Annotated in this window: 23 protein-coding genes; 20 read left to right on the plus strand and 3 right to left on the minus strand. The window is 62.3% G+C overall.

Features of this window, described 5'->3' with window-relative positions; translation table 11 throughout:
* Positions 1-86 precede the first annotated feature (86 nt).
* The 4 genes from QQJ96_RS04385 to QQJ96_RS04400 all read left to right on the plus strand — a co-directional run bounded on the left by QQJ96_RS04385 (position 87) and on the right by QQJ96_RS04400 (position 2,819).
* Positions 87-668, plus strand: coding sequence for a TetR/AcrR family transcriptional regulator (locus QQJ96_RS04385; RefSeq protein ID WP_284330719.1), 582 nt, complete (start codon positions 87-89; stop codon positions 666-668).
* A 49-nt stretch (positions 669-717) separates the two neighbouring features.
* Positions 718-1,467: a 3-keto-disaccharide hydrolase gene (locus QQJ96_RS04390; protein WP_284330720.1), complete on the plus strand. Its 750-nt coding sequence runs from the start codon at positions 718-720 to the stop codon at positions 1,465-1,467.
* Between the two features lie 72 nt (positions 1,468-1,539).
* Positions 1,540-2,418, plus strand: a complete 879-nt coding sequence (locus QQJ96_RS04395) for an SGNH/GDSL hydrolase family protein (RefSeq protein WP_284330721.1) — start codon at positions 1,540-1,542, stop codon at positions 2,416-2,418.
* A gap of 89 nt (positions 2,419-2,507) precedes the next feature.
* Positions 2,508-2,819 (plus strand): DUF1161 domain-containing protein, encoded by a 312-nt coding sequence (locus tag QQJ96_RS04400; RefSeq protein WP_284330722.1) that lies wholly within the window; start codon positions 2,508-2,510, stop codon positions 2,817-2,819.
* A 61-nt stretch (positions 2,820-2,880) separates the two neighbouring features.
* Here the strand turns inward: QQJ96_RS04400 and QQJ96_RS04405 are convergent, their stop codons facing one another.
* Entirely contained in the window at positions 2,881-4,899 is a 2,019-nt protein-coding gene (locus tag QQJ96_RS04405; RefSeq protein ID WP_284330723.1) for a tetratricopeptide repeat-containing sulfotransferase family protein, read from the minus strand.
* A 180-nt stretch (positions 4,900-5,079) separates the two neighbouring features.
* On the opposite strand from QQJ96_RS04405, the gene QQJ96_RS04410 reads away from it, so the two are divergent.
* Both QQJ96_RS04410 and QQJ96_RS04415 read left to right on the plus strand, forming a co-directional pair.
* Complete coding sequence (locus tag QQJ96_RS04410) at positions 5,080-5,685, plus strand: TetR/AcrR family transcriptional regulator (RefSeq protein WP_284330724.1); 606 nt, start codon at positions 5,080-5,082, stop codon at positions 5,683-5,685.
* A gap of 134 nt (positions 5,686-5,819) precedes the next feature.
* Positions 5,820-6,482 (plus strand): DUF3313 domain-containing protein, encoded by a 663-nt coding sequence (locus QQJ96_RS04415; RefSeq protein WP_284330725.1) that lies wholly within the window; start codon positions 5,820-5,822, stop codon positions 6,480-6,482.
* A 227-nt stretch (positions 6,483-6,709) separates the two neighbouring features.
* On the opposite strand, the gene QQJ96_RS04420 is transcribed toward QQJ96_RS04415, so the two are convergent.
* On the minus strand, positions 6,710-7,333 hold the full coding sequence (locus QQJ96_RS04420; protein ID WP_284330726.1) for a glutathione S-transferase family protein: 624 nt from the start codon (positions 7,331-7,333) through the stop codon (positions 6,710-6,712).
* A 67-nt stretch (positions 7,334-7,400) separates the two neighbouring features.
* On the minus strand, positions 7,401-8,621 hold the full coding sequence (locus QQJ96_RS04425) for an SGNH/GDSL hydrolase family protein (RefSeq protein WP_284330727.1): 1,221 nt from the start codon (positions 8,619-8,621) through the stop codon (positions 7,401-7,403).
* A 313-nt stretch (positions 8,622-8,934) separates the two neighbouring features.
* Here QQJ96_RS04425 and QQJ96_RS04430 point away from each other — a divergent pair, with 313 nt between their 5' ends.
* The 14 genes from QQJ96_RS04430 to QQJ96_RS04495 all read left to right on the plus strand — a co-directional run bounded on the left by QQJ96_RS04430 (position 8,935) and on the right by QQJ96_RS04495 (position 23,915).
* Complete coding sequence (locus QQJ96_RS04430; RefSeq protein ID WP_284330728.1) at positions 8,935-9,975, plus strand: AraC family transcriptional regulator; 1,041 nt, start codon at positions 8,935-8,937, stop codon at positions 9,973-9,975.
* A gap of 62 nt (positions 9,976-10,037) precedes the next feature.
* Positions 10,038-10,454, plus strand: coding sequence for a type IV pilin protein (locus QQJ96_RS04435; RefSeq protein WP_284330729.1), 417 nt, complete (start codon positions 10,038-10,040; stop codon positions 10,452-10,454).
* Between the two features lie 79 nt (positions 10,455-10,533).
* Complete coding sequence (locus QQJ96_RS04440; RefSeq protein WP_284330730.1) at positions 10,534-12,912, plus strand: winged helix-turn-helix domain-containing protein; 2,379 nt, start codon at positions 10,534-10,536, stop codon at positions 12,910-12,912.
* A 263-nt stretch (positions 12,913-13,175) separates the two neighbouring features.
* On the plus strand, positions 13,176-13,550 hold the full coding sequence (locus tag QQJ96_RS04445) for a hypothetical protein (RefSeq protein WP_284330731.1): 375 nt from the start codon (positions 13,176-13,178) through the stop codon (positions 13,548-13,550).
* Positions 13,551-13,674: 124 nt separating this feature from the next.
* Positions 13,675-13,899, plus strand: coding sequence for a hypothetical protein (locus tag QQJ96_RS04450; RefSeq protein ID WP_284330732.1), 225 nt, complete (start codon positions 13,675-13,677; stop codon positions 13,897-13,899).
* 208 nt (positions 13,900-14,107) lie between these two features.
* A complete protein-coding gene (locus QQJ96_RS04455) occupies positions 14,108-15,766 on the plus strand; it encodes a PQQ-dependent sugar dehydrogenase (protein ID WP_284330733.1) in 1,659 nt (552 codons plus the stop codon).
* A gap of 230 nt (positions 15,767-15,996) precedes the next feature.
* The gene (locus tag QQJ96_RS04460) at positions 15,997-17,403 is read left to right on the plus strand and encodes an NfeD family protein (protein WP_284330734.1); all 1,407 of its coding nucleotides are present in this window, start codon (positions 15,997-15,999) and stop codon (positions 17,401-17,403) included.
* Positions 17,400-18,149 (plus strand): slipin family protein, encoded by a 750-nt coding sequence (locus tag QQJ96_RS04465; RefSeq protein ID WP_284330735.1) that lies wholly within the window; start codon positions 17,400-17,402, stop codon positions 18,147-18,149. Before QQJ96_RS04460 ends, QQJ96_RS04465 begins: the two co-directional genes overlap by 4 nt.
* 124 nt (positions 18,150-18,273) lie before the next feature.
* Positions 18,274-18,429, plus strand: coding sequence for a hypothetical protein (locus QQJ96_RS04470; protein WP_284330736.1), 156 nt, complete (start codon positions 18,274-18,276; stop codon positions 18,427-18,429).
* Between the two features lie 86 nt (positions 18,430-18,515).
* Positions 18,516-19,784, plus strand: coding sequence for a bifunctional tetrahydrofolate synthase/dihydrofolate synthase (folC, locus tag QQJ96_RS04475; RefSeq protein WP_284330737.1), 1,269 nt, complete (start codon positions 18,516-18,518; stop codon positions 19,782-19,784).
* 190 nt (positions 19,785-19,974) lie between these two features.
* Entirely contained in the window at positions 19,975-20,925 is a 951-nt protein-coding gene (locus QQJ96_RS04480; RefSeq protein ID WP_284330738.1) for an SPOR domain-containing protein, read from the plus strand.
* A 31-nt stretch (positions 20,926-20,956) separates the two neighbouring features.
* The gene (locus QQJ96_RS04485) at positions 20,957-21,559 is read left to right on the plus strand and encodes a CvpA family protein (protein WP_284330739.1); all 603 of its coding nucleotides are present in this window, start codon (positions 20,957-20,959) and stop codon (positions 21,557-21,559) included.
* Between the two features lie 7 nt (positions 21,560-21,566).
* Entirely contained in the window at positions 21,567-23,042 is a 1,476-nt protein-coding gene (gene purF, locus QQJ96_RS04490) for an amidophosphoribosyltransferase (protein ID WP_284330740.1), read from the plus strand.
* Positions 23,043-23,108: 66 nt separating this feature from the next.
* The gene (locus tag QQJ96_RS04495; RefSeq protein ID WP_284330741.1) at positions 23,109-23,915 is read left to right on the plus strand and encodes a ferritin-like domain-containing protein; all 807 of its coding nucleotides are present in this window, start codon (positions 23,109-23,111) and stop codon (positions 23,913-23,915) included.
* The last annotated feature ends 29 nt before the right edge of the window (positions 23,916-23,944 follow it).

The following is a 23,944-nucleotide window of genomic DNA, read 5'->3' on the forward strand; positions in this document are numbered from 1 at the left end:
TCCGGCTTGGCTATGATGGATAGCTAACCGGAGAGTATCTCCGGATATTTTATATGGAGGATTCCTCCGTTTTTCAAGGCCTACCCATGGAAGACGAAAAAAAGCTTTCAAAAACAACGCGAAAGCCTCGTGCGGACGCCGAGCGCAACCGCCGCCGATTGGCGGAGGTGGCGAAAGCCGCGTTCACAGAACAGGGGGCTGACGTAAGCCTGGACGAAATAGCCCGCCGTGCCGGCGTCGGCATCGGCACGCTGTACCGGCATTTCCCTAGCCGTGACGCAATCCTGGAGGCGATCTATCGCCAGGAGGCCGAACAACTCGGCGAGGCCGCCTCGGGCTTGCTTGAAAACAATGAACCGGTCGAAGCGCTGCGGGTGTGGATGCGCTTGTTCGTCGACTACATTGCGACGAAGAAATTGATCTTGCCGGCGCTCAATGCATCGACGCGCGATACCTCCGAACTCACAGCGTATTCCTCAGGACAGGTGCGGACTGCAGCCGAGCTATTGGTGAGGCGCGCGATCGACAACGGCGATATCAAGCGGGACGTCCAGTCGCAGGATCTCCTGTACGCTCTGTATGGCTTTGTGAATATCGACAACCAGCCGGATCGGGTGCAGAGGGCTCATCGCCTGATCGACATCCTGGTCGCCGGGCTGATCAGCTAACGCGGGACGCCGCTCTTATCCTTGCACGTGGATTTTCATGGGGTAATGCATGATTCCTAAGACATGGGTTGGCAACTTGTTGGCAATTACCGGCCTGATTGTGTGCGGCATGGCGCATGCCCAACAGCACAACACGCTCAACGCGCAGGAAAAGGCGCAGGGCTGGCAGCTGCTGTTCGATGGCCAGAGCCTGGGCGGTTGGCATTCTTATCTGCAAAAAGCGCCCGGCAAGGATTGGAAAGTGAGCGATGGCGCGATCCTGCTGGAAAAGCGCCCCAACGATCCTGCGGCGGACTTCCAGGACCTGGTCAGTGATGCCGAGTACGGCGATTTCGACCTGAAGCTTTCCTGGAAAATGAGCCCCTGTGCGGATAGCGGCGTGATGTTCCACGTGCATGAATCGCCCAGGTACTCCAACACCTATGAGACCGGCCCGGAAATGCAGATCGCGGACCTGGCCTGCACCAAGCCGGACAGCCGCGTGCTCAAGGAGCGTTCCGGTGACCTGTTCGACCTGATTTCCTCGGATGTGGAGTGGGTGAACGAAGCAGGGCAGTGGAACGATTTCGAAATCATCGCCGATCACGGCCATGTGCGGTTCTTCCAGAACGGTCACAAAGTGATCGATACGCAGTTGTGGACAGATGATTGGAAGCAGCTCGTTGCGCATAGCAAGTTCACCGCGTGGCCGGACTTTGCCAGCTTCCACACCGGGCATATTTCCTTGCAGGGCACCGAAGACAAGGGCGAAGTGCCGATCCGCTTGTGGTTCCGGGATATTAAACTGCGGCGCTTGTAGGTCGCGACGAAGGTGGGAACTAGTTCATCACCACAGCGGTCTGCTGCTGGCGATCAAACGCGGAGATTCAATGTGAAAGTCTTGGGATTGGCAGGTTTTGCTTTGACCCTGGCGGTCGCTGGCAACACCTATGCTGCGCCATCCACTCCTGCAGCAGCTTCGTCCATAGAAACCCCGGCGACACCGGTTGGGGTGATGGACAACCCCTGCGGCGCGCTGCTTCCGCCTCCCGAGGCTGCTGCCGGGCCCGCCATCGCGCGCCGTCCCTTGCAGCCGCAACCCAGGGCGGCCTTGGCCGCGGCCTCCCAGGCCTGGGAAGAGCAGCGGATGAAATTCGATTTCGGCGGCCTGTGCCGTTATCGCGCAGCCAATGCCAAGCTGCCGCAGGCCACCTCGCACCGCGTGGTCTTCATGGGCGATTCCATCACGCAGTCGTGGATCGATGCGGATGCGGATCTGTTTACCGACGACGTGATCGATCGCGGCGTGGCCGGGCAAACGACGCCGCAGATGCTACTGCGCTTCCGACAGGACGTGGTCGACCTGCATCCGGCCGTGGTGCATATTCTTGCGGGCACCAACGATATCGCCGGTAACACCGGGCCCACCTCGATCGAGGCGATCGAAAACAATATCCAGAGCATGGTGGAGCTGGCACGCGCGCAGCATATCCGCGTCATTCTTGCCTCGATCACGCCGGTCGCGCGCTATCCGTGGCAACCATCGGTGCAGCCGGTCGAGACCGTGCGTAAGCTCAACGACTGGATGAAGACCTATGCCAAGCAGAACGGGCTCACCTATGTCGACTATTTCGACGCGCTGGACGATGGGCACGGTGGCTTTGTCGCCAAGCTGGCGATCGATGGGGTCCATCCCAATCCGGCCGGTTATGCCGTGATGGACAAGTTGGCGAAACAGGCGATCAAGGAGGCGCTGTCTTCGCAACCTTGAGCGGCCGGCGCGAAACGAAACGCCCGTCACTTGGTAACTACCCGCCGGTGCCCTAAAATTCACCCTTCATCACAACCAAGGAGGTTTGCATGAAAATCCGCGTCAGTTTTATCGCCCTGGCACTGCTGTCCCTATCGTTCGTTGCCCACGCATCCTGCGATGATGTGAAGTCCAACATCGACGGCAAGATCAAGGCCAACGGCGTGTCGAACTACTCGCTCGATGTGGTCGCCAAGGATCAGGCCGGTGACGGCAAGGTGGTTGGCCAGTGCGATGGCGGAAGCAAGGTGATCGTGTATACGCGTGGCGAAGGTGCCAAGAGCGAGGGTGGTGCCGAGGCCGCTCCCAAGCAGCCTTCGGACAGCGCCGCGCCGGCGTCCGCTTCGTCCAGCGGCAAATAAGGGCTACCTGGCAGTATTTGAAAAGGGGCGCCTGCTTGGGCGCCCTTTTTTTGCCTACTGTTTACTGGTAAGCACTCACTATTTCCAGCAACGGCTGCAAGTGCGCCGCAAAATTTTTCCAGCGCGCCACCGATGAGCGATACACCGGCCGTCGCACCTGCGCGGCACTGGCGGTCCTGACTACGCGTTCGTTTTGATGGAAGTTCAAGCAGCGCCGATTCCAGGGCAGGCCCAGGTAATCCAGCAGCCGGCGCGCCTGGCCCTCGGTATCGGCCACCATGTCTTCATAGCGCAGCTCCAGGATCGAGCCGGGCGGCAATACTTGCTGCCAGTGCCGCATCAGCTCGATGTAGCGCACGTAGTAGCGCCCCACTTCGCCCAGGTCGTAGGTGAAGTCGAGGTTGTTCCTGGAGAACAGCGTGGCGTAGCAGGATAAGCAAGAATCCATGGGATCGCGCATGGCATGGATGATCTTGGCATTCGGCAGCATCAGCCGGATCATGCCGATGTAGGCGAAATTGGCCATCATCTTGTCGGTGATGCGGCTGGCGTGCGGCGCGTGTCGCCATACGCGATCGGTATAGGCTTTGCCCAGGCGGAGCAGCTCTTCGGTGCTCAGGCGCGCGGCCGCTTCGGGAAAGTCCGTCCAGGGTTTGCCGGTTTCGTCGGCCAGTGCAAACAGAATGTTTTCCAGATCGGGCAATTCGCCGGCACCGTAAATGTCCGGATGCGTCGAGAGGATCTGTTCGATCAGCGAAGTCCCCGAGCGGGGCATGCCCACGATGAAGATCGGCGTCTTGCCCTTGCCGCTGACCGCCGGAATGGGACGGCTGGCAAAAAAACGCCGGTCGAACACGGAACGTACCTGCTCGATCAGTGCGATCTTGCCGGCCTCATCGGGTGAAAGCTGCGCGTGCTTGAGGCGATTGCCTTGTGCGTAGGCGGCGAACGCCTGGTCGTAGCGGCCCAGGTCCTCGCGCATCTTGCCCAGCGAGAACCAGTAGCGGATACGCAGATTCTCTGACAGGGAAGGGAGCTTGTGGGCCAGCTTTTCCAGCCGCGCAGGCTCTAGGTGTTCGCGCCTGAACGTGCGCAGCGAGGCGAGGTTGCAATAGGCTTCGACGGACTCCGGATCGATGGTCACGGCGGCTTCGAAATATTCGCGTGCCTGCTCAAGCCGGCCTTGCCGCCGGATGCTGCGTCCCAGGTTGTTGCAGGCTTCCACGTAATCGGGTTGCAATTCCAACGCGCGGCGATAACTGTGTTCCGCCTTGGCATAGTATTCCTGGACATAGAACAACCCGCCGAGATCGTAGTGCGCCCGAGCTAAGCGGCTATTGAGCGCAATGGCGTGACGATAGCTGTGCTCGGCATCGCTGAACGAGCCAAGCTCGCGCAGCGCATTGCCAAGATTGACATGTGCTTGGGCATCGTCCGGCGTGAGCATGATGACGCGACGAAAGCTCTCCGCCGCTGCCGTCATGTGGCTTTGCCCGTACAGCACCGTGCCTAGCGCGTTGTGAAGGGGGGCACTGTCCGGGTGCGCGACCAAGGCCTGGCGCAGATGCGGTTCGGCCTCGGCGTGGCGGTGCGCGCTCAGCAGGCTGAAGCCAAGGTTGGCGTGGGCCTCGCCAAAGTCGGGCCGGAATTGGAGCACGCTGCGGTAGGCGGCGATGGCCTCTTCAAGGCGGTTCTGTGCGGCAAGCGCATTGCCGAGCTTGAAGTGCGCATCGGCGAAGTCGGGTTTGATGCGGCTGGCGAGGTGATAGCTTTCCGCCGCCAGCACCGGTTGTTTCATCGCCATCAGGCTTTCGCCCAATGCGTAGTGCGCTATGCAATCCCACGGCGACAGCGCAGCGGCTTTGCGTTGCGCATCGACCGCCTCGGCAAGTTTTCCCTGTGCATGCAGCGCGGCACCGAGCGCCTGCCAAATGCCGCCGTGAGACGGATAGGCATCGATCAGCTTGCGTGCCGCAGTTTCGGCCTGCGTGTGCTGTCGTTGCCGAAGCAAACCGGCCAGCGCCACCATGTCTTGCTTGGCGGGCGCTGCGTTGGAGTGTGGCGTGGCATTTCGCGACATGGATCCAGGCACCGTCGGCAATGAAAGGGGGCGGAGCTGACGATCGAGCATCGGGCGAAAACAAGCGGCGACGTTTAGTAGGCGTGACGTGAAACAGGCGTGTACGGCACGGCACAACCATCCACAGGGCTGGGCTATAGTTGCTGGACACTATTCCGCTGCCTCTTCTGCCCGCTCCGCATGGACAACCCCACCCGCTCCGAACGCACCCGCCAAGCTGTCATCCAGGCAGCGCTCGCCATCATTGCCCGCGACGGTCCGGGCAAGTTGACGTTCGATGCGATCGCCCGCCAGAGCGGGCTTAGCAAGGGCGGGGTGATGCACCAGTTTCCGACCAAGGTCGACGTGTTGAAGGCCTTGCTGGAACATCAGATCCAGCAATTCGATGACAGCCCGGCCACACGCTCGGCGAAGGCCGACGAAAGCGCCCTGGCCGCGCAGATCGCCAAGTTGCGGGAGGTTTCGCACCAGCCGTATTCGATCGCCCACGCCATCGTGGCTGCGCTGGTGGAGGAACCGGAGTTGCTTGCGCTGAGCCGCGAAACCTCCGCGCGCCATGCCGAACGCATCAAGGCCGAGGCGGATGATCCGGAACTGGCGCTGCTACGTTGGACGGCAGCGCAAGGCTTGCTGCTCTCGGCGATGTTCGGGCTCAGTCCGTTTTCCGAAGCGGAGCGAGAGCGCTTGTTTCGCCGGCTGCTGGATGAGGAAAAATGGATGCCGGCCACGGCCGCGAAGCAGCGTGCCGGTAAACCTGCTGTGCGCACGTCCACGGGACGAAAGTGACCAGTTAGGTAGGCGGCTTGCGGGGATTGGCACGTTTATAAAACAAACCGTCTGGACGGTTTACAAAAATTCCGTTTGGCGCTAGCCTCTGCATCGCGCCTATTGCCGTGCGTTTAGCCCCCAACGGAGACCCCATGACTAGATCACCCCATCGGTGGCAGCTGCTGCTTGCGGCTGCCTGTATAGCCCTGGCCGGTTGCGCCAGCGTCAAGCCGATTCCTTATTCCGGCCTTGCATCGTCCTCTTATCTCAGTCCCGACACGCACAACAGCCGCGTGCCGTATCGCTACGACACAGCTGTGGGCTGGCGCTCGTACCAAAAAATCATCCTCGACCCGGTAGCGGTGTATCAGGGTCCGGACAATCAGTTCGGCAGTATGCGCGATGAGGACAAGAGTGCGCTCGCCAGCTACATGCAAAACGAATTCGCCCAGAAGCTAGGCACACGCTTTGAACTCGTGAATGAGCCGGGTCCGGCGACATTGCGGGTGAAGCTGACGCTGACCGGTGCGAAGACCACCACGCCGGTGCTGGGCACGTTCACCAAGTTCGACATCGGTGGCGGCATGTACAACAGCGTGCAGGCGATCCGTGGCAAGGAAGGCGCGATGAACGGCCTGGTGATCTATTCGGTGGAAATCTACGACGCGCTCTCGCAACAACTGCTGGGCGCCTACATCACCAAGCAATACCCCAATGCGATGAATGTCGGTGCGAGTTTCGGTGCATTGAAGGCGGCGCGTGTGGGCATCGACAAGGGCGCGGATGCCTTGGTGCAACAGATCGGGATGCACTGATTCCTTGCAAGCTGGTTTTTTTAGGTGGGTTGGGGCTTGGGACCCTGAGTTATTCCCACTTTTTTGCGCTCAAGCCTGCAGAAAAACCAGGCGGTTTGGTTCTGGCTCACCAGCGTCAAAGATAGCGTGTCGTCATTCCGGCGAAAGCCGGAATGACGACACGCTCCAAGCTCGCTCCCCTACGTGGAATAGATCCGGCTTCGGACGTGAAGTAGATCAGGGCATCTTCAAGCTTCAGGATGGCGTGTGGCCTGCATCGATGCGCGTGCGGAGAAATGCGCGTACCAGTCGGCGAGCGCTGAACGCGAACGCCAGCCTTCGTTGGGAAAACGCAGATCCAGATAGGCAAGCGCGCAAGCGACGCTGATCGTGCCGATGTCCACACGCTCGCCGAATTCCGGTGCCCACTCGGCGAATTGGTCGAGCCCGGACACCACTTTTTCGTGCTGGCCATCGAACCACGGCGTATAGCGCCGATCTTCCGGGCGAATCACCAGCTCGTAGCGCATCAACACCGCGGCGCCGATCACCCCGTCGGCGAGCGCCTGCTCGCGCAGTGCACGCCAGCGCAAGTGGCCCGCCACAGGAAAGAGCTTACCGTGCGGCGCGTCCAGATATTCGCAGATCACGCGACTGTCGTAGAGCGCATCGTCATGTTCGTCTGCCAACAGTGTCGGCACCTGGCCGAGCGGATTGTGCGCGACGATAGTGGCGTCGCGCACAACGGGATTGGCATTGCTCGCAAGGCGCTCGACGATTATGCCGAGCTCGGCGGCACATACCAGCACCTTGCGCACGAAAGGCGAATACGGTGAGAAATAAACCTGTAACGTGGATGGACTGGACGACATGAGATTTCCTTGCTCCTTCAGCAGCCACGCGGGGCAAGGAAATACCTTATACAAGAAACCGGGGTTTTTACGGTGTCTTGAACCAAGCCAGGTCGATCGCCGCCGCCATCGCCTTGTAGCCGGCGCTGCTGGGATGCAAGTGATCGCCACTGTCATAGGCGGCAAGCATTTTTTTCGGTGCGGCCGGATCGCGGATAGCTTGGTCGAAATCCGCCACGCCATCGAAGGCGCCGGAGCTGCGGATCCAGGCATTCACTTCCTCGCGCGTCTTTTCGCCTGCTGCACTGTGATAGGGCCAGCCGTTGCCGCCGTACGGCGTCAAGGTGGCACCGTAGATCTTCACGTGCTTGGCATGCGCGCGGGCAATCAGCGTTTTCATGCCTTCGATGAGTTGCTGCGCGGTGATCTTGTCCTTGCCCTCCCAGGCGTAACCCGAGCCGCCGATGTCGTTGATGCCTTCCAGCAGCACGATCCAGCGCACGCCGGGCTTGTCCAGGGCATCGCGGTCAAAGCGGGCCAAGGCGCTTGGTCCGAAATTGTCGTGCAGGATGCGGTTGCCGCCGATGCCGGAGTTGGCCACGCCGATGGATGAGAGTTTGGCATCGGCCTGAAGGCGTGCGGCGAGGTCATCGGGCCAACGGTCATTGGCGTCCGGCTTGGCGCCGACACCGTCGGTAATGGAGTCGCCGAAGGTGACAACGGTGGATTTGGCGGCAGGGCCGGAGACTTCCACATCGGTGAGGAAGAAACGGTTGCCGCTAACTTCGTCGCGTGGGAACTGCACGGCTGCGGTGGCATCGCCGCTTTCGGTGATGTAAGCCGTGGCAAGGCCGGCATTGTGGATGGTGGCGGCGTGGTAGACCGTATCGGCCGGTACATAGAGGCTTAGCGCCAATTCCTGCAGCGGCTTTACATCCATCTTCACCGGATCGCTCAGCACGCTTTCGCCCTTGGCGATGGTCACTGTGGGCTTGCCGTTGAACAACAGTGGATGATCACTGCCAGGTACGGTGTCTGCACCATTGGCATGCACTGCGACGTGAGCCGGCCCCAGCGTGACCGGAACGCTGCCGAACAGGTTGGAAAGCCGGATGCGCAGTTCCGAGCCACCCACGCTGGTGCGCACGATCTGCCTTACCGTCTGCGCGTTCAACACCGGGCCGGCGGAATCCGGTGCAGCAGCCCAGGTATCCACCCACACGCGGTGGTCAGTGCCGGCCGCCGTCGCCGCCGCCATGAATCCGCACATCGAGCCGGCCAAGGCCCACTTCAACCACCGATGACGCATGCTGCTCCTCCCATCTGGTCTTTGGTATCGAGCAGGTATAGCAAAGGGCTATTTATATTAGTTGTCGGTTGGTATTACAAAAGTGCCTGTTGCAGCGCAAAAGGCTCCGAAACCCGCCAATCCGTGCTTTCGGGATCGATTTCCTTGCGGGTCTAAGTCGTTGATTCAAAAGCCTTGTCATCGCAAAAGCATGGCCCGCGCACGCAAACCGCATGCGCGTCCAGCCAGCTGTCCCGATGATCCACCCCGCTTGCGAGGGTGACAGGTTGAGTGGCTTGGCCGGCCCTCGCGGGTGAACGCCGAGGGTGGGAACATGAACGAGTGGTACCGGGGCGACGTCTCCGCGGAATATGCGATGGGGCTGCTCGACTTGCTGGAGCAACAGGATATCGGCAGCGATCTGGCCCTGGCTGATACGGGCATTGGACCGTCCCAGTTGGAGGGAGACCTGCGCCTGACCACGCAGCAGGATGCCGCCTTGATTGAAAACGCGGTACGCCTGAGCGGCAACCAAGGGCTGGGCTTCGAGCTTGGCCTGCGCACTGCTCTGACCTGGCACGGCATCCTGGGACTGGGCCTGATGAGCTGCCGCAGCTTGCGCGACGCGCTGCGCCTGTGGACCGGCTATCTGGATTTACGCACCACGTCGTTCTGCATCTATCTGCATGAAAACGATGGCCTGGCCGAACTGAACATCCAGGATCTGACGCCTGGCGCCCCTCAGCGCCGCGTTGCGCTGGAGCGCCTGGCCACCATGACCGCGCGCCTCGCCGGCCAGCTGACGCAGCAGGAACTGCCTGAGGTGGAGATGTGGTTCAAGGACGAGCAACCGTCCCATGCCTTGGCCTACCTCGACCGCCTGCCCAAGCCGCGTTTCTCAACCGGACTGTGCCAGGTGCGCATGCCCAGCGACTATCTCGACCTGGCGCTGCCCACCGCCCATACGCTGGTGCTGAGCCAGGTCAAGCAGCAGTGCGAGCGCGAACGCGTCGCGCTCGGCCAGAACAACAGCCTCATCGCGCGCATCAAGGGCTTGCTGCCGCTGGACGACGGCACCTATCTGGGCATGGAAGACGTGGCCCAAACCCTGTGCATGTCCAGCCGCACCTTGAAGCGCAGGCTGCGCCATCTTGGCTTCAACTTCCGCCAGCTGGTGGATGAGGCGCGCAAGCAGGAAGTGCTGCGCGACGTGTTGAACACAAGCATGACGATCGACGAAATCGCCAGCCGCCGCGGTTATTCGGATGCCGCCAATCTCACGCGCGCGTTCCGCCGCTGGACGGGCGAGTCGCCGAGTCAGTATCGCGCGAAGTTGCCGTACAAGCTGGAGCGAGGGATCGCCCAGGTGGCGTGAGATGGCCGGAGCATGGGGCTTGCATGCCTGCAACGCTCGAAAAATTCATGAGGGAGACCGTCATGAACAACGCCCGTTCAGAGCGCGGCTTCACCTTCGTCGAACTGATGGTGGTGGCGGTGATCGTCACCATCCTCGCTATGATCGCGACGAATGCTTATGACAATTATGTCGCCCGCGGCAAGGTGCAGGCAGCCAAGGCCGACCTGACCGCACTGGCGTCCAAGCTTGAAGACGAGCTGCAGCGAAATCTGGTTTACACGCCGCACAACAACATCACGACCGATGCCATCAGGCATGCCTACAAGGGCTGGACGCCCTCCCAGTATCGGGACTTCACCTACACCCTCCAATCCACGCCCACCACCTACACACTGAAAGCACAAGGCATCAATGGAAAGCTTTCGACATGCGTGTTGGAACTGAATGAAAGTACGATCGGTTATATATCCGGCTGCGGTGCCATGACCGAGTGGTGAGTCTTGATTCTACGCACACCGCATCCTGCAGTCCCCATGTATCATCCCTGCGAAAAATGGCTCGATAAAGACCGGGATCATGGCGGGCAAGGGGGCGACTACTGTTTATGGTTTTGGCGAGTTCCAGCTCAATCCGCTGGCGCGCGAGCTGAGCCGTAACGGCGCACCGGTCGAGTTGGCGGCGAGCGCCTTCGACTGCCTGGTCTACTTGATCGAACATCGCGAGCGCCCGGTGGGCAAGGATGAACTTATCTCCGCGGTGTGGGGGCGTACCGACGTCAGCGACAACCTGCTTGCGCAGACCATCGTGCGCTTGCGGCGCGCGCTCGGCGATGCCGGCACCGAACAGCGCTGCATCAAGACCGTGGCGCGCGTGGGCTATCGCTGGATGCTGGAGACGCAGGTGGTGCAACCGGCGTTCGCGCAGGATGAAGGCGTGCCTCAGGTCGAGGCGGTGGCGCAAGACACCTTCGTTTTCCAGCCAAAGCCGCCGGCACTGCGACGCTCGATGCTTGCCGCACTGGTCGTCTCGCTTTTGTTTGCCGCGGTATATGCGGGATGGCAGCTGCTGGGCAGCAGGGCGGCTCAAGCCGGTTTTCAGTTCAAGCGCAGCGCGGCGGTGGTGTTGCCGGTCGAGGTGCAGGCGCCGGATGACTGGAAATGGCTGCACCTGGGGCTGATGGACCTGATCGCGACGCGCTTGCGCGATGCGAAGGTGCCCACCGAAAGCAGCCAGGAAGTGTTGGCCTTGCTCAAGGACAACGATGATCCCTCCGGCGCGAAGCTGGCTTCGTTTGCCTTGGTGATTCGTCCGCATGCCCTGCTGTCAGGCGGCCGCTGGCAGGTGCATCTGGATGCACGCAGTCAGGATGGACGCAACTGGAAATCCGAATCCTCGGCCAGTGATGTGCTGGTGGCGGCACGTGCCGCCAGCGATCTATTGCTTGCTCAACTGGGCTACCGCGGCGTTACCGCACCGCCTGCAACCGGCGATGCGCTAGCGGAATACATGCAGCGCGTGGACGCCACCAGGCTGGCCGGACAGCCGCAGATCGCGCGGGAACTGTTGGAGAAAGCGCCACCGGCATGGCGTGACAATCCCGAGCTTGCCTATGCCATGGCATCGCTCGATTGCGCTGAAGGCCACGGTGAATCATGCGAGCAAAAACTCAAGGCGCTGCTCAAACAGCTACCCGAAAACCAGCAACCGGTGTTGCGCGGCCAGATTCTTACCGTGCTTGGCGCCATCTATCTGGGTCAGCATCAGACCGCGGACAGCCAGGCGGCATTGGGGGAGGCAGTGCAAAAGCTGGAGGCCGCGCGCGACGCGCATGGACCCAGCAATTCCCATGCGCTGGCCACCGCCTATCTCAATCGTGCCTACCTGCATCAAACGCTGTGGCAATTGGAAGAAGCCACCGCGGACCTCGGCCGCGCACGCGTGAATTACAGCTTGTCGGGCGATCTGGTCGGGGTGGCCAAAGCCGATCAGGCGATGGGCAATCTGGCGCTGCGCCGCGCGCAGCCCGATGCGGCCGTCACCTTGCTGCAGCATGCCTACGATCAGTTCGTCGGCATGGGCATGCGCTCGATGCTGCCGGCCACGCTCGATGGCCTGGCCTATGCGCAACAGATGTTGCTGAAGTTTCCCGATGAGCTGAGCACCACCGATCGCTTCTGGCCGTTGGAGGAGAAAGGCCAGGATTTTGGCTTCCTGGGCGACGACATGCGCCACGAATTGAGCATGGTGCGTGCCTGTGCGCTCGCCGACAACGGACGCACTGCCGAAGCTTCCACGCTGTTTCAGAAAGTACTCGATGAAACCGATCGGGCCAAGGAGCCGGGCCTGCGCGCCGAAGTGAGCAAATGGCAGGCGCGCTTGGCGCTCGATCATGGTGACCACGATCACGCTGCAACGTTCGCGGCCAATGCACTTGTTCCCGCCCTGCAGGAAGATGATCAGCGCGACTACGCCGAGGCGTGGCTGATACGTATTTCCGCGTTGCAACGCGCAGGCAAGGCCGATCAGGCCAAGCATGAGATTACCGCGATGTTGGATTGGGAAGCCCATCGGCCGGTCAAGGACGATTGGACGCAAGTCTATGTGCTGCGTGCACAGGCTGCGCAAGCCTGGATTGACGGGGATCGCAGCAGGGCGTTGGAAATCCTGCAGCGTGCGATGGCGCAGGCGGACCAGTTGGGCGTGCCCGAGGTAATCGTCGATACCGGCAAATCCTATGTGCTGGCGCTGCTTGAGGCAGGCAAGGTAGACCAGGCCGTAGCGATCAGTGGCCGGCTCTCCTCGTGGAGCCAAATGGATTGGCGCGCGGCCTGGGTAGAGGCGCGTGTGTATCAGGCGCTGGGCCAGAATGCGTCGTGGGAGAAATCGCGCGGCATGGCGCAGCACCTGGCCGGCGATCGCCCCGTGCCGACGGCGTCTACCGGGTTTGAATTCTGAGCGGCATGCAGCAAAAAAAGAGGCGCGGCAGTGAGAAGCGAAGTATCACTGCCAGCGCCATCAGTCTGAAAGACTGTGAAGGGTGGATGTTCTTGCACTATACGGCCGTGGCGCTTGTGTGCCTCGTTCCGTAGCGGGCCAATCGACTGTCACTTGGGGACGTTTTGCTGGGGCGCCAGCGTGTCGGCTGCAAGCGCAAGGAGGCGGCACGACCTATGCATGAATAGCCTCATTCCGACGAACGATTCGCAGGGTCAAGTGTCATGACATTCAAGCGCCTGGATGAGCTGGCTTGGGAAGGGCTGTCCTTCTTGTTGTGGCTGGCTGCGGTGATGCTGAACATGGCATCGGTGATATGGGTGGGTTTTCAAGGCTTGCAGTGGCTACATGACGGGCATTGGACCAATCAGCCGCCGGTCATGACCTGGATGCACGGCGTTTGCCCCGGGGCGTGCGATTTCATGAACAATCCGCATTCCTGGTACGGCGCCGCCAAACTGGTCCGTTTCCTTTCCGAGGTGCCCTCTGGCCTGGCGCTGGCACTGATCGGCGTCATGCTCGGTGTACTAAGTGTGTCAGTTTCTGACCATCGGCCACTGGCACCCAGCGTCATCAGGGCTCGGTTGAGCGCCCGCTGAGCAAGCGCGTGTAGGCTGGGATGCCAATCCCAGCTTTCCACTCAACATTTCCATGCTGGGATTGCCATCCCAGCCCCCGCGCTTACACTTGCGGTCTCACGGACCACCGTCAGGCACGCAACGCATGAGTTCCGACCAGCAGTTCGGCGAGTACCGCGGCATCAAGTTCATGCACGAGTACAACGGGGGCAGCGACTCCCGTAGCGGCGTCATCTATTTTCCGGACGATCCCACGCGCCACCTCGTGGCCAGCGGTGGCAGCGCGCACTGGGAGGCCGAAGCGAAAGGCCTGATCGACCACTACTTTCGCGAAATCGACGCGGAACCCGACGATGATTCGGAAGCCTGATCTGTAGGCTGGGATGCCAATCCCAGCATCGCGATGCGGCATGCATGGCAATGCTGGGATTGGCATCCCAGCCTACGGCAGGGCTGACAGGAATCGGCAATTTTCCCGTAGCATCGTGCACCTACCTGCAACCATCGCGGGCTGACAATCGCAGCGGCTCGTGGCGGTTAAGCCACAGTCCATTCGTTCACCGCGATCCGAGGCAGACATGGCCAAGTACTCTTTCCTGTGGTCGACAGCAGTCCGCTTGGTACCGCCTGTTGTTGCGGCGTGCCTGATGTTGGCGACAACGGCGTATGCCGCCGAGAGCTTCCACAACGCGCCAGCTAGCGCTTCATCCGTGGTCAATCCCTATCACGGCCAGGCGAATGCGATTCACAGCGGCGGGCAACTGTATGCAACGGTTTGCGCCAGTTGCCATGGCGCGGTGGGGCAGGGTAGCGGCAATATTCCCGCATTGCGGCAAGGGTCCACACAGCAGGCGACGGAAGGTGCGCTGTTCTGGTTCATCACCCACGGCGAGCCGGCCAACGGCATGCCTTCCTGGGCGAGCTTGCCGGAGCAACAGCGCTGGCAGATCGTGGCGTATCTGAAAACGCTGCCGGATGTGAAGACAGCAGCCCCGGAAGCGGCGGCTGTCGCGGGGTCGACTATCACCACGCCTGCGCCGAAGCCGCCCTTCACCGATTTCCGTTACGAAGCACCAGGCCGGTCGCGCAAGATCACGTTGAGCGATCTGCCTGCGCCTTACGCCACAAGATCAGCCGGCAATGGGCCGGAAATGGTGGCGCGTCCCGCCGGTGCATTGCCCATTGCGCCGGCAGGCTTCAAGGTGAATCTTTTTGCAGAAGGCCTGGATACGCCGCGCGTGATTCGCACCGCGCCCAACGGCGACATTTTCCTGGCGGAAAGCGGCAGCGGACAGATCCGCATTTACCGCGGCATCGGTGCGGATGGAAAACCCGCGCAGAGCGCCGTATTCGTAACCGGCCTCAATCGTCCTTACGGCATTGCGTTTTATCCGGTGGGGCCGCATCCGCAGTGGGTGTACGTCGGCAACACCGATGCAGTGATCCGATTTCCTTACGGCAACGGTGACTTGAAAGCGCGAGGGCCGGCCGAACACATCGCTGACTTGCCCAGCGGCGGCCATTGGACGCGCGATCTCGCGTTTTCGCTCGACAACAAAACCTTGTTCGTCGCCGTGGGCTCGGCTTCCAACGTGGACGATCCGGATACTTCGCCGGCCGAGAAGGGGCGCGCGAATATCCTCGCGTTCAATCCGGATGGTTCAAACAAACGTGTTTATGCGTCAGGCATCCGCAATCCTTCCGGTATCGCCATCGATCCCAAGAATGGACAGCTTTGGACCACCGTCAACGAGCGCGACGGACTGGGTGACAACCTTGTGCCGGATTACATCACTTCGGTGCGCGAAGGCGGCTTCTACGGATGGCCCTGGTGGTACATGGGCGGCCATCAGGATCCGCGCCATCAGGGCAAGCATCCGGAGCTGAAAGACAAAGTGATCACGCCCGATGTGCTGCTGCAGCCGCATAACGCGTCGCTGCAGATCAGCTTCTATGAAGCCGGGCGTTTTCCAGCGGAATACCAAGGCGATCTGTTTGCCGCCGAACATGGCTCCTGGAACAGGGCGACACGTGCGGGCTACGAGGTGATCCGCATTCCCCGTCATCACACCGGCAAGGCGAGCGGCGAATACGAGGATTTCCTCACCGGTTTCGTGCTGCCGGACGGGCATGTATGGGGAAGGCCGGTAAGCCTAACCACCGCGCCGGATGGTTCGTTGCTGGTGACTGACGACGGATCGAATTCGATCTGGCGAGTGGATTACGTCGGCAAGTAAATGGGAATGCAAACGGCTCCCTCCCCTACGTGTAGTAGGGGAGGGTTGGGGTGGGGTGAAGCAACCTCGCGTTGAAACTCAGGTGGTACCGCAAGCTCAAGCAACCCCACCCCAGCCCTCCCCTGCGAGCAGGGGAGGGAGCGCATCGCGACAAGGTCGGCGTAATATCCTAGCCACAGCCGCCCCGCACGACGGCTGTGCGTTGAACATGCCGGCCGAGGGCCAATGCCATGTCACGGAAGGGCTGGATCGTATGGGGAGCCATTCTTGGCGCTGCACTGGCGCTGGCGTGGACGCGCTCGGCCACCGAAGCGCCGGCCGACGAAACCTTCGTCGCCCGCATTGAACTGACCGGCCCGATTGGTCCGGCGGCCGCCGAATACGTCGATCGCACCATTCAACGTGCTACCGACGACGGCGCGAAAGCGATCGTGTTGCAGTTGGATACGCCAGGTGGCTTGCTGGATTCGATGCGCGATATCATCGGCGGCATTCTTGCGGCGAAGATCCCGGTGCTGGGCTACGTGGCACCCAGTGGTGCGCGCGCCGCTTCGGCGGGCACATACATTCTCTATGCGTGCCCGATCGCAGCGATGGCGCCCGCAACGCACCTGGGTGCGGCAACGCCAGTCACGTTGGGCGGGCGCTCGCCGATGCCTTCGCCGCTGGACAACAACCTGCCTTCGTCCAGCAAGTCGAGCGACAAGGCAGGTGGCAACTCCGCGGACGATGCGGAAAGCCACAAGATCCTCAACGATGCCATCGCCAACATTCGCGCGCTAGCGCAAATGCACGGGCGCAATGCTGCATGGGCTGAGCAGGCCGTACGTGGTGCCGCAACGCTTACTGCCAGTGAAGCGGCTGCGCAGCACGTGATCGATTTCGTCGCGTCCGATACGCCAGCGCTGCTGGCCCAGGCGGACGGCCGTAACGTGCATGTGAACGGCAGCAGCGTCACACTCTCTTTACGCGGCCTGCCCGTGCGCGACTATCTGCCGGACTGGCGCGCGCGGTTTCTTGGCGTCATCACCAACCCGACCATCGCTTACGTATTGCTGCTGGCCGGCATCTACGGATTGATTCTGGAAGCCTTCCATCCCGGCTCGTTCTACCCGGGCGTAACCGGCGGCATTTGCCTGCTGATCGGGCTGTATGCGCTGCAACTGCTGCCGGTGAGTTACGCCGGATTGACGCTGATGGCGCTGGGCGTGGCGCTGTTGCTGGCGGAGGTGTTCATTCCGACCGCGGGCGTGCTGGGTGTAGGTGGCGTGATCGCCTTCGTGCTGGGCTCGATCATGCTGTTTCGCACCGACGTGCCGGGCTATTCGGTGAATATCGGCGTGATCGCCGGCATCGGCTTGTGCGCCATGGCGATACTCGCCATGCTGCTGCGCCTGGTGATGCGTGCGCGCCGCGCACGTGCCTTCAACGGCGAAGAGCAGATGCTGCAGGATACGGGCGAGCTGCTGCAGGCGATTGCGGCCGGTGAAGAAGGTTGGGCACGCATCGGCGGCGAGCGATGGCGCGTGCAGGCCGAAGCGGAATTGCCTGCCGGCGCGCGGGTTCGGGTGACCGGTCGTCGGGGCTTGTTGCTGCGGGTAACCGCGTTACGTACGGGTGAAGGAGAGTCTTCATGATCGGTTTTGCTGGCGTCATCGTGATTTTCGTGATTGCGCTGCTGTCCTCGTCGATCAAGGTGCTGCCGGAATACCAGCGCGGCGTGGTGCTTACGCTGGGCCGCTACACCGGTACCAAAGGGCCTGGCCTGGTGGTGCTGGTACCGATCGTGCAGCGGATGATGCGCGTGGATTTGCGCGTGGCGGTGATGGACGTACCGCCGCAGGACGTGATTTCCCGTGACAATGTCTCGGTGCGCGTGAATGCGGTGGTGTACTTCCGCGTGGTCGAGCCGGACAAGTCGGTGCTGAAGGTGGAAAATTTTTACCAGGCCACCAGCCAGCTTTCGCAGACACGCCTGCGCTCGGTGCTGGGCCAGCACGAACTGGATGACATCCTTTCGCAGCGCGATTCGATCAACCACAGCCTGCAGCAGATCCTCGACGAGGCAACCGACCCGTGGGGCATCAAGATCACCAATGTCGAGATCAAGGACGTGGATCTGAACGAGACCATGGTGCGGGCGATCGCCCGCCAGGCCGAGGCCGAACGCGAACGTCGCGCGAAAGTGATCCATGCCGATGGCGAATTGCAAGCCGCCGAAAAGCTGCGTGACGCCGCGGCCATGCTGGCGCAACAGCCACAGTCGCTGCAGCTGCGCTATTTGCAGACCTTGGCGGGCATGGCCAGTGCCGGGCAATCGAGCACCATCGTGTTTCCGCTGCCGCTGGATTTGTTGAAGCCTTTGCTGGACAAGGGTACGTAAGCTCTCAGGGACGGCGGGGTGATATGACGTCTGTCAGATACGATGACTTACGCTCGCACCTGCCGCCGCAACTTGCGTTGGCCGATGATTCCTCCCGCACCAATGGGGTGTGGGAGGACCGGCCATGAACACTATCAACGACACGCGCAGCACGCTCGACAAATACATGCCCTGGCTGCTCGCCCTGTTGGCCGCCTTCCTGGCTGGCAAGGCGCTGAAGCGCATGTTCTGGACCGCTTTCGCCCTGTATTGGGTGTTTCACGGGAACGGCATGATCTAGTGGGTTGGGGCGCAAACCCCAACCTATGAGGGTTGTGCAAGCTTGCAGCTGCCTTTATGTTGCCCGGCTTGAAACCGGAGTTGCGCGTGCCACCCACCACCCTTGCCGAATGGCTGGACTATCAACAAAGCATCCATGCCCTGGGGGTGGATCTGGGATTGAACCGGGTGCGCGCCGTGTGGCAACGCATGGGCGCGCCGGCCATAGCGCAGCGGGTGATCACCGTAGGCGGCACCAACGGCAAGGGTTCGACAGTGGCCTTTCTCGAAGCCATGCTGGCTGCAGCGGGACAGCGTGTGGGCTGCTATACCTCGCCGCATCTGATTCGCTATAACGAGCGTGTCCGCATATGCGGTGTCGATGCCGACGACGATATGCTGATCGACAGCTTCGAGCGCATCGATCGTGCGCGTGGCGACATCACGCTGACCTATTTTGAATTCGGCACGCTGGCGGCGTTGGACCAGTTCGCACGCGCGGATCTGGACATGGCCGTGCTGGAAGTGGGGCTCGGCGGGCGTCTGGATGCGGTCAATATCATCGACGCCAATGCGACGATCATCACCACGGTGGATCTGGACCACGTGGAGTGGCTGGGACCGGACCGCGACAGCATCGGCCAAGAGAAAGCGGGTATCGCACGCCGTGACCGTCCTGCCATCGTGGGCGAACCCGAGCCGCCGAAAGGCTTGCTGGAGGCACTCGCCGAGCAGGGCGCCCAGGTAGAGCGGGCAGGGCACGATTTCTACGTGGAGCACGCAGGACCGCGCTGGCGTTGGCATCACCGCGACGGTAGCGTGTTGCACTTGCCTGCGCCCGAACTGTCCGCGCCCGTGCAATATGCGAATGCCGCGGCCGCTATCGCCGCGTTACATGCCCTGCAGGTGGTCGATCCGACCGAACTGGAGCGCATTGCCGCCCTGGGCATGCACGCTCCGCGTGCGCCTGCGCGCCTGCAGCCGCTGGGCGGGGATCCTGCGCTGACCGTCGATGTCGGGCACAACCCGCAAGCCGCGCGAGCCCTGGCTGAGTGGCTGGATGCGCAGCCGGGCGGCCGTGTCCATGCCGTGTACGGTGCGCTTTCGGACAAGGATGTGGGTGGCGTGATGGCTGCGCTGGGATCGCGCGTTGCGCATTGGCATCTGGCCAGCCTGGATCAGGACACACCACGCGGACTTACCGCCGAAGTGCTGGCCGGCGTGCTGCATCAGGTGTTGCCGCGCGCGCATTTCGATACGCACGCCGATGTGCGGCGGGCGCTCGCTGCTGCGCGTGCCGCGGCACGGCACGGCGAGCGCATTCTGGCGTTTGGCTCGTTCTTCGTGGCGGCGGCGGTGCTAAACGAGGCAGCGTAGGTTGGGGCTCGCACCCCAACCTATGCCGCCGTCGTCATTCCCGCGGAAGCGGGAATCCATTTTGCTCCAGCGGTAGGCTGGGATTGTCATCCCAGCCTACATGGCCAATCATCGTCTGTTTGTCATATGTACGAGCACGGGCAGGTATAATCCGCCGCGTCACGCACAAGCTGGTTGTCTGGAGTCCATCTTGAACACACGTCTGTTGGGAGCTGCCGTACTCGTTGCGCTGGCAATCCTGTTCGTGCCGATGATGTTTTCGAGCAAGCCGCCTTCGGCCACCAGTGGCGACCAATCGGTAAGCCTGGCCATTCCCCCGGCCCCCGACCGCGACCTGCAGACCAAGACGATGAGTCTTTCCAGCGGCGCCGCGCCCGCGGGCAGCGCCGCCCCGGTACCGGCCAGCACGGCGGCGAACGTGGAAGGCATGACACCGGTGAATACGGCCGCCGCCAGCTCGGCGCCGCCAGCTCCGGCCCCGCAGCCGCAACAGCCGGCGCCCCAGCCCCAGCAGCCGATCATTCCCGCCATCCCGCCGAAAGCGGTGGCAAAGGCGCCCACCCCGGCACTGCCGCCGGCCGCGCCGGTCATCCCGGATACCCCGCCGGCCACGGCGGCGCGGGGCATCTACGCCGTCAATCTCAGTGCTTACGCCACCGATGGCGCCAATCGCCTGATGCAGAAGGTGCGCACCATGGGTTATCCCGTGCGCGGACAGTCCATCCAGCGTGCCGGCAAGGCCTTGACCCTGGTGAGCGCCGGGCCGTTCGAAACCCGCGCACAAGCTGAAGCCGCGCGGCTGAAGATCGCCCAGGCCATACCTGGCGTACCGGCCCGCCTGGAAAGCGGCGCCACTACCCCGCAAGGCGATGTGCCGGCGCCGGCCGCCGGGACGCGGGTTCGGGCCGGAGCCTGGGCCGTGCAAGTGGCGGCGATGGGCAGCCAGTCCGACGCGGTGGCCCTGCGCGACAAGCTCAGAGCCAGCGGTTTCGACGGTTTCGTGGATACGGTCAACGCTGGGGGGCGGCAGCTGTGGCGCGTGCGTGCCGGTCCGCAAACGCAGCGTAGCGACGCGGTGGCGCTGCGCGACCAGATCAAGGCCAAGCTGGGCCTCGACGGTAACGTCGTCAGTGCCAACTAAAGTCCCTCGACCGACCGGTAGCCAATGATTCATGAACGCGGTTGACCTCATCATCGTCGCGGTGCTGGTGCTGTCGGTCCTTGTGGGACTGTGGCGCGGCCTTATATCCGAGGTACTGGCGCTGGTGACGTGGATCGCCGCGTTCTGGGTGGCCTGGACGTATGGTCCGGCGGTATCGATGCACTTCGAGCATTCGATCCAGACCCCGTTGCTGCGCCTGGCGCTAGGCTACGGCCTGTGTTTCATCGCCGTGCTGATTGTTGGCGCCCTGCTGCGGTTTGCAATCCGGGCACTGGTGGACGGTACGGGGCTGGGCGGCACGGATCGCCTGCTCGGCATGATTTTTGGCTTTGCGCGTGGCGTGCTGCTGGTGACGCTGCTGGTGTTCCTGGTCAGCCAGACCGGTTTCGCGCGTGAACCGATGTGGCAGCAATCGACCCTGCTGCCGCAGTTCAAGAACATGGCGGCCTGGCTGGAAAGCGAAATGCCGCCAAACGTACGCGAGCACCTGCACCCGGAGAACCTCCCGGTGCATCTGCCCAAATTGCCGCTGGATGGACTGCCAGCGCACAGTTCCACTTCACCGGCTGCAGCTTCGAGCGCGGCCGGCCCAACGCATCACAGTAACGGGTAGCAACACCATGTGCGGAATCATCGGCATAGTCGGTACCACCGAGGTGGCATCGGCGCTTTATGACGGCCTTACCGTCCTGCAGCATCGCGGGCAGGACGCGGCCGGGATCGCCACCGTGGACGGTGCGCGACTGAGACTGCACAAGGACAGCGGATTGGTGCGCGACGTCTTCAACCAGGGCGCGATGAACCGGCTGCGCGGTCGCGTAGGTATCGGCCATTGCCGCTATCCCACGGCGGGCTCCGAAGGCGCCATCGAGGCGCAGCCGCTGTACGTGAACTCGCCCTATGGCATCGCCATCGTGCACAACGGCAACCTGGTGAACACCGAAACGCTGCGGCGCGAGATGTTCGAGGATGATCGCCGCCACATCAACACCGATTCCGATTCGGAAGTGCTGCTCAACGTGCTGGCGCACGAGCTGCAGATCCAGGATCGCATGGCGCTTACGCCGGACCACATCTTCAAGGCTGTAGCGGGTGTCCACGCACGTGCGCGCGGTGGTTATGCCTGCCTGGCGTTGTTGCTGGGTTACGGCTTGCTGGCTTTCCGCGATCCGAACGGCATTCGTCCGCTGGTGCTGGGCGAGCGCGTAACCTCGGAAGGGCGTGAATACGCGCTCGCCTCCGAATCGGTGGCGTTGGACATCCTGGGCTTCAAGCGCCTGCGCGACGTGGCGCCGGGCGAGGCGGTGTTCATCACCAACGACGGCCAGCTGCACACACGCCTTTGCTCCGAAGGCGCGGTGCACGCACCGTGCATCTTCGAATACGTGTACCTGGCGCGCCCCGATTCGATGATCGAGAACGTGTCCGTGTACAAGGCGCGCCTGCGCATGGGCCAGAAGCTGGCGGAGAAAATCCTGCGCGAACGGCCCGACCATGGCATCGACGCGGTGATCCCGATTCCCGACACCGCGCGCACCGCAGCCAGCGCGCTGGCAGAAATGCTTGGCGTGCCGTTCCGCGAAGGCTTCGTCAAGAACCGCTACATCGGCCGCACCTTCATCATGCCGGGGCAGGGCGAGCGGGTGAAATCCGTGCGCCGCAAGCTCAACCCAGTGGAATTGGAATTCCGCAAGAAGAATGTGCTGCTGGTGGACGACTCCATCGTGCGCGGCACCACTTCGCGCCAGATCATCCAGATGGCGCGCGATGCCGGCGCCAGAAACGTGTACTTCGCTTCCGCCGCGCCGCCGGTGCGCTACCCGAACGTGTACGGCATCGACATGCCCGCCGCCGCCGAACTGGTCGCCGCCGGCCACACCGTGGCCGAAGTGGAAAAGATGCTCGGCGCCGACTGGCTGATCTACCAGGATCTGAAAGACCTGATCTGGGCGGTGCAGGACGGCAACGAAAGCCTCAAGCACTTCGACACTTCGTGCTTCTCCGGCGAGTACATCACCGGCCTGGACCAGCACTACCTCGAACAGATCGAGATGCTGCGCTCGGACGATGCGAAGGCGGCGCGGCGCAGCGCGTAATCTTCATGGCCGTCATTCCCGCTTTCGCGGGAATGACGGTATTCCTATGTAATCATGCGTAGCGTCATGACTGACCTTCACGCCGCCGCCAAGCGCTGTCTCGACGCTACCGATCCGGTCGAGAAACTTCGTCTCACGCAGGCCGCATGGGATGCCCTGCAATCAGGCGCACTGCAGCCGGACGCAAATTCACCCGCACCCGAGCGCATTAGTGCCCCCGGCCGCCCGGCGCGCCCGCATCTCGTTCCACAACGTCAGGTGCCCCACCGTGGCCTGGGCACCGCCGAAGGCCGCGCAGCCCTCGTGCATGCTGTCGCGCACATCGAATTCAACGCCATCAACCTTGCCTGGGACGCGGTCTATCGCTATCGCGGCATGCCGTCGGACTACTACCGCGACTGGGCCAGCTGTGCCAATGACGAAGCACGTCACTTCGCCATGCTGGCTCGTCGCCTTGCTGAACTCGGCCATGCTTACGGCGATTTCGACGCGCATAACGGCCTATGGGAAATGGCGGAGAAAACCGCCCATCGCGACACCGCTCGCATGGCCCTGGTGCCGCGCGTGCTGGAAGCGCGCGGCCTCGATGTGACGCCCGGCATGATCGAACGCTTGCGTGGTGTGGGTGACGAAAGCACCATCGCGATACTGGAGGTGATCCTGCGCGAGGAAGTGGCGCACGTTGCTGCCGGTACGCGCTGGTTCAAATGGTGCTGCGAACGGGATGGGGTGGATCCGCGCGAGACGTTTCTGGATCTGGTGCGCGATTACATGGGGCGGAACTTGCGTGGGCCGTTCAATCGGCCTGCACGGTTGCAGGCTGGCTTCGATGAAATGGAGTTGGACCACCTCACTGCCTTGGCGCTTTCGTAGGCTGGGATGCCAATCCCAGCATCATCGCG

Origin of the sequence: Dyella flagellata (assembly GCF_030160275.1) — a bacterium.
In the GTDB taxonomy this organism is placed as follows: Bacteria; Pseudomonadota; Gammaproteobacteria; order Xanthomonadales; family Rhodanobacteraceae; genus Dyella_B; species Dyella_B flagellata.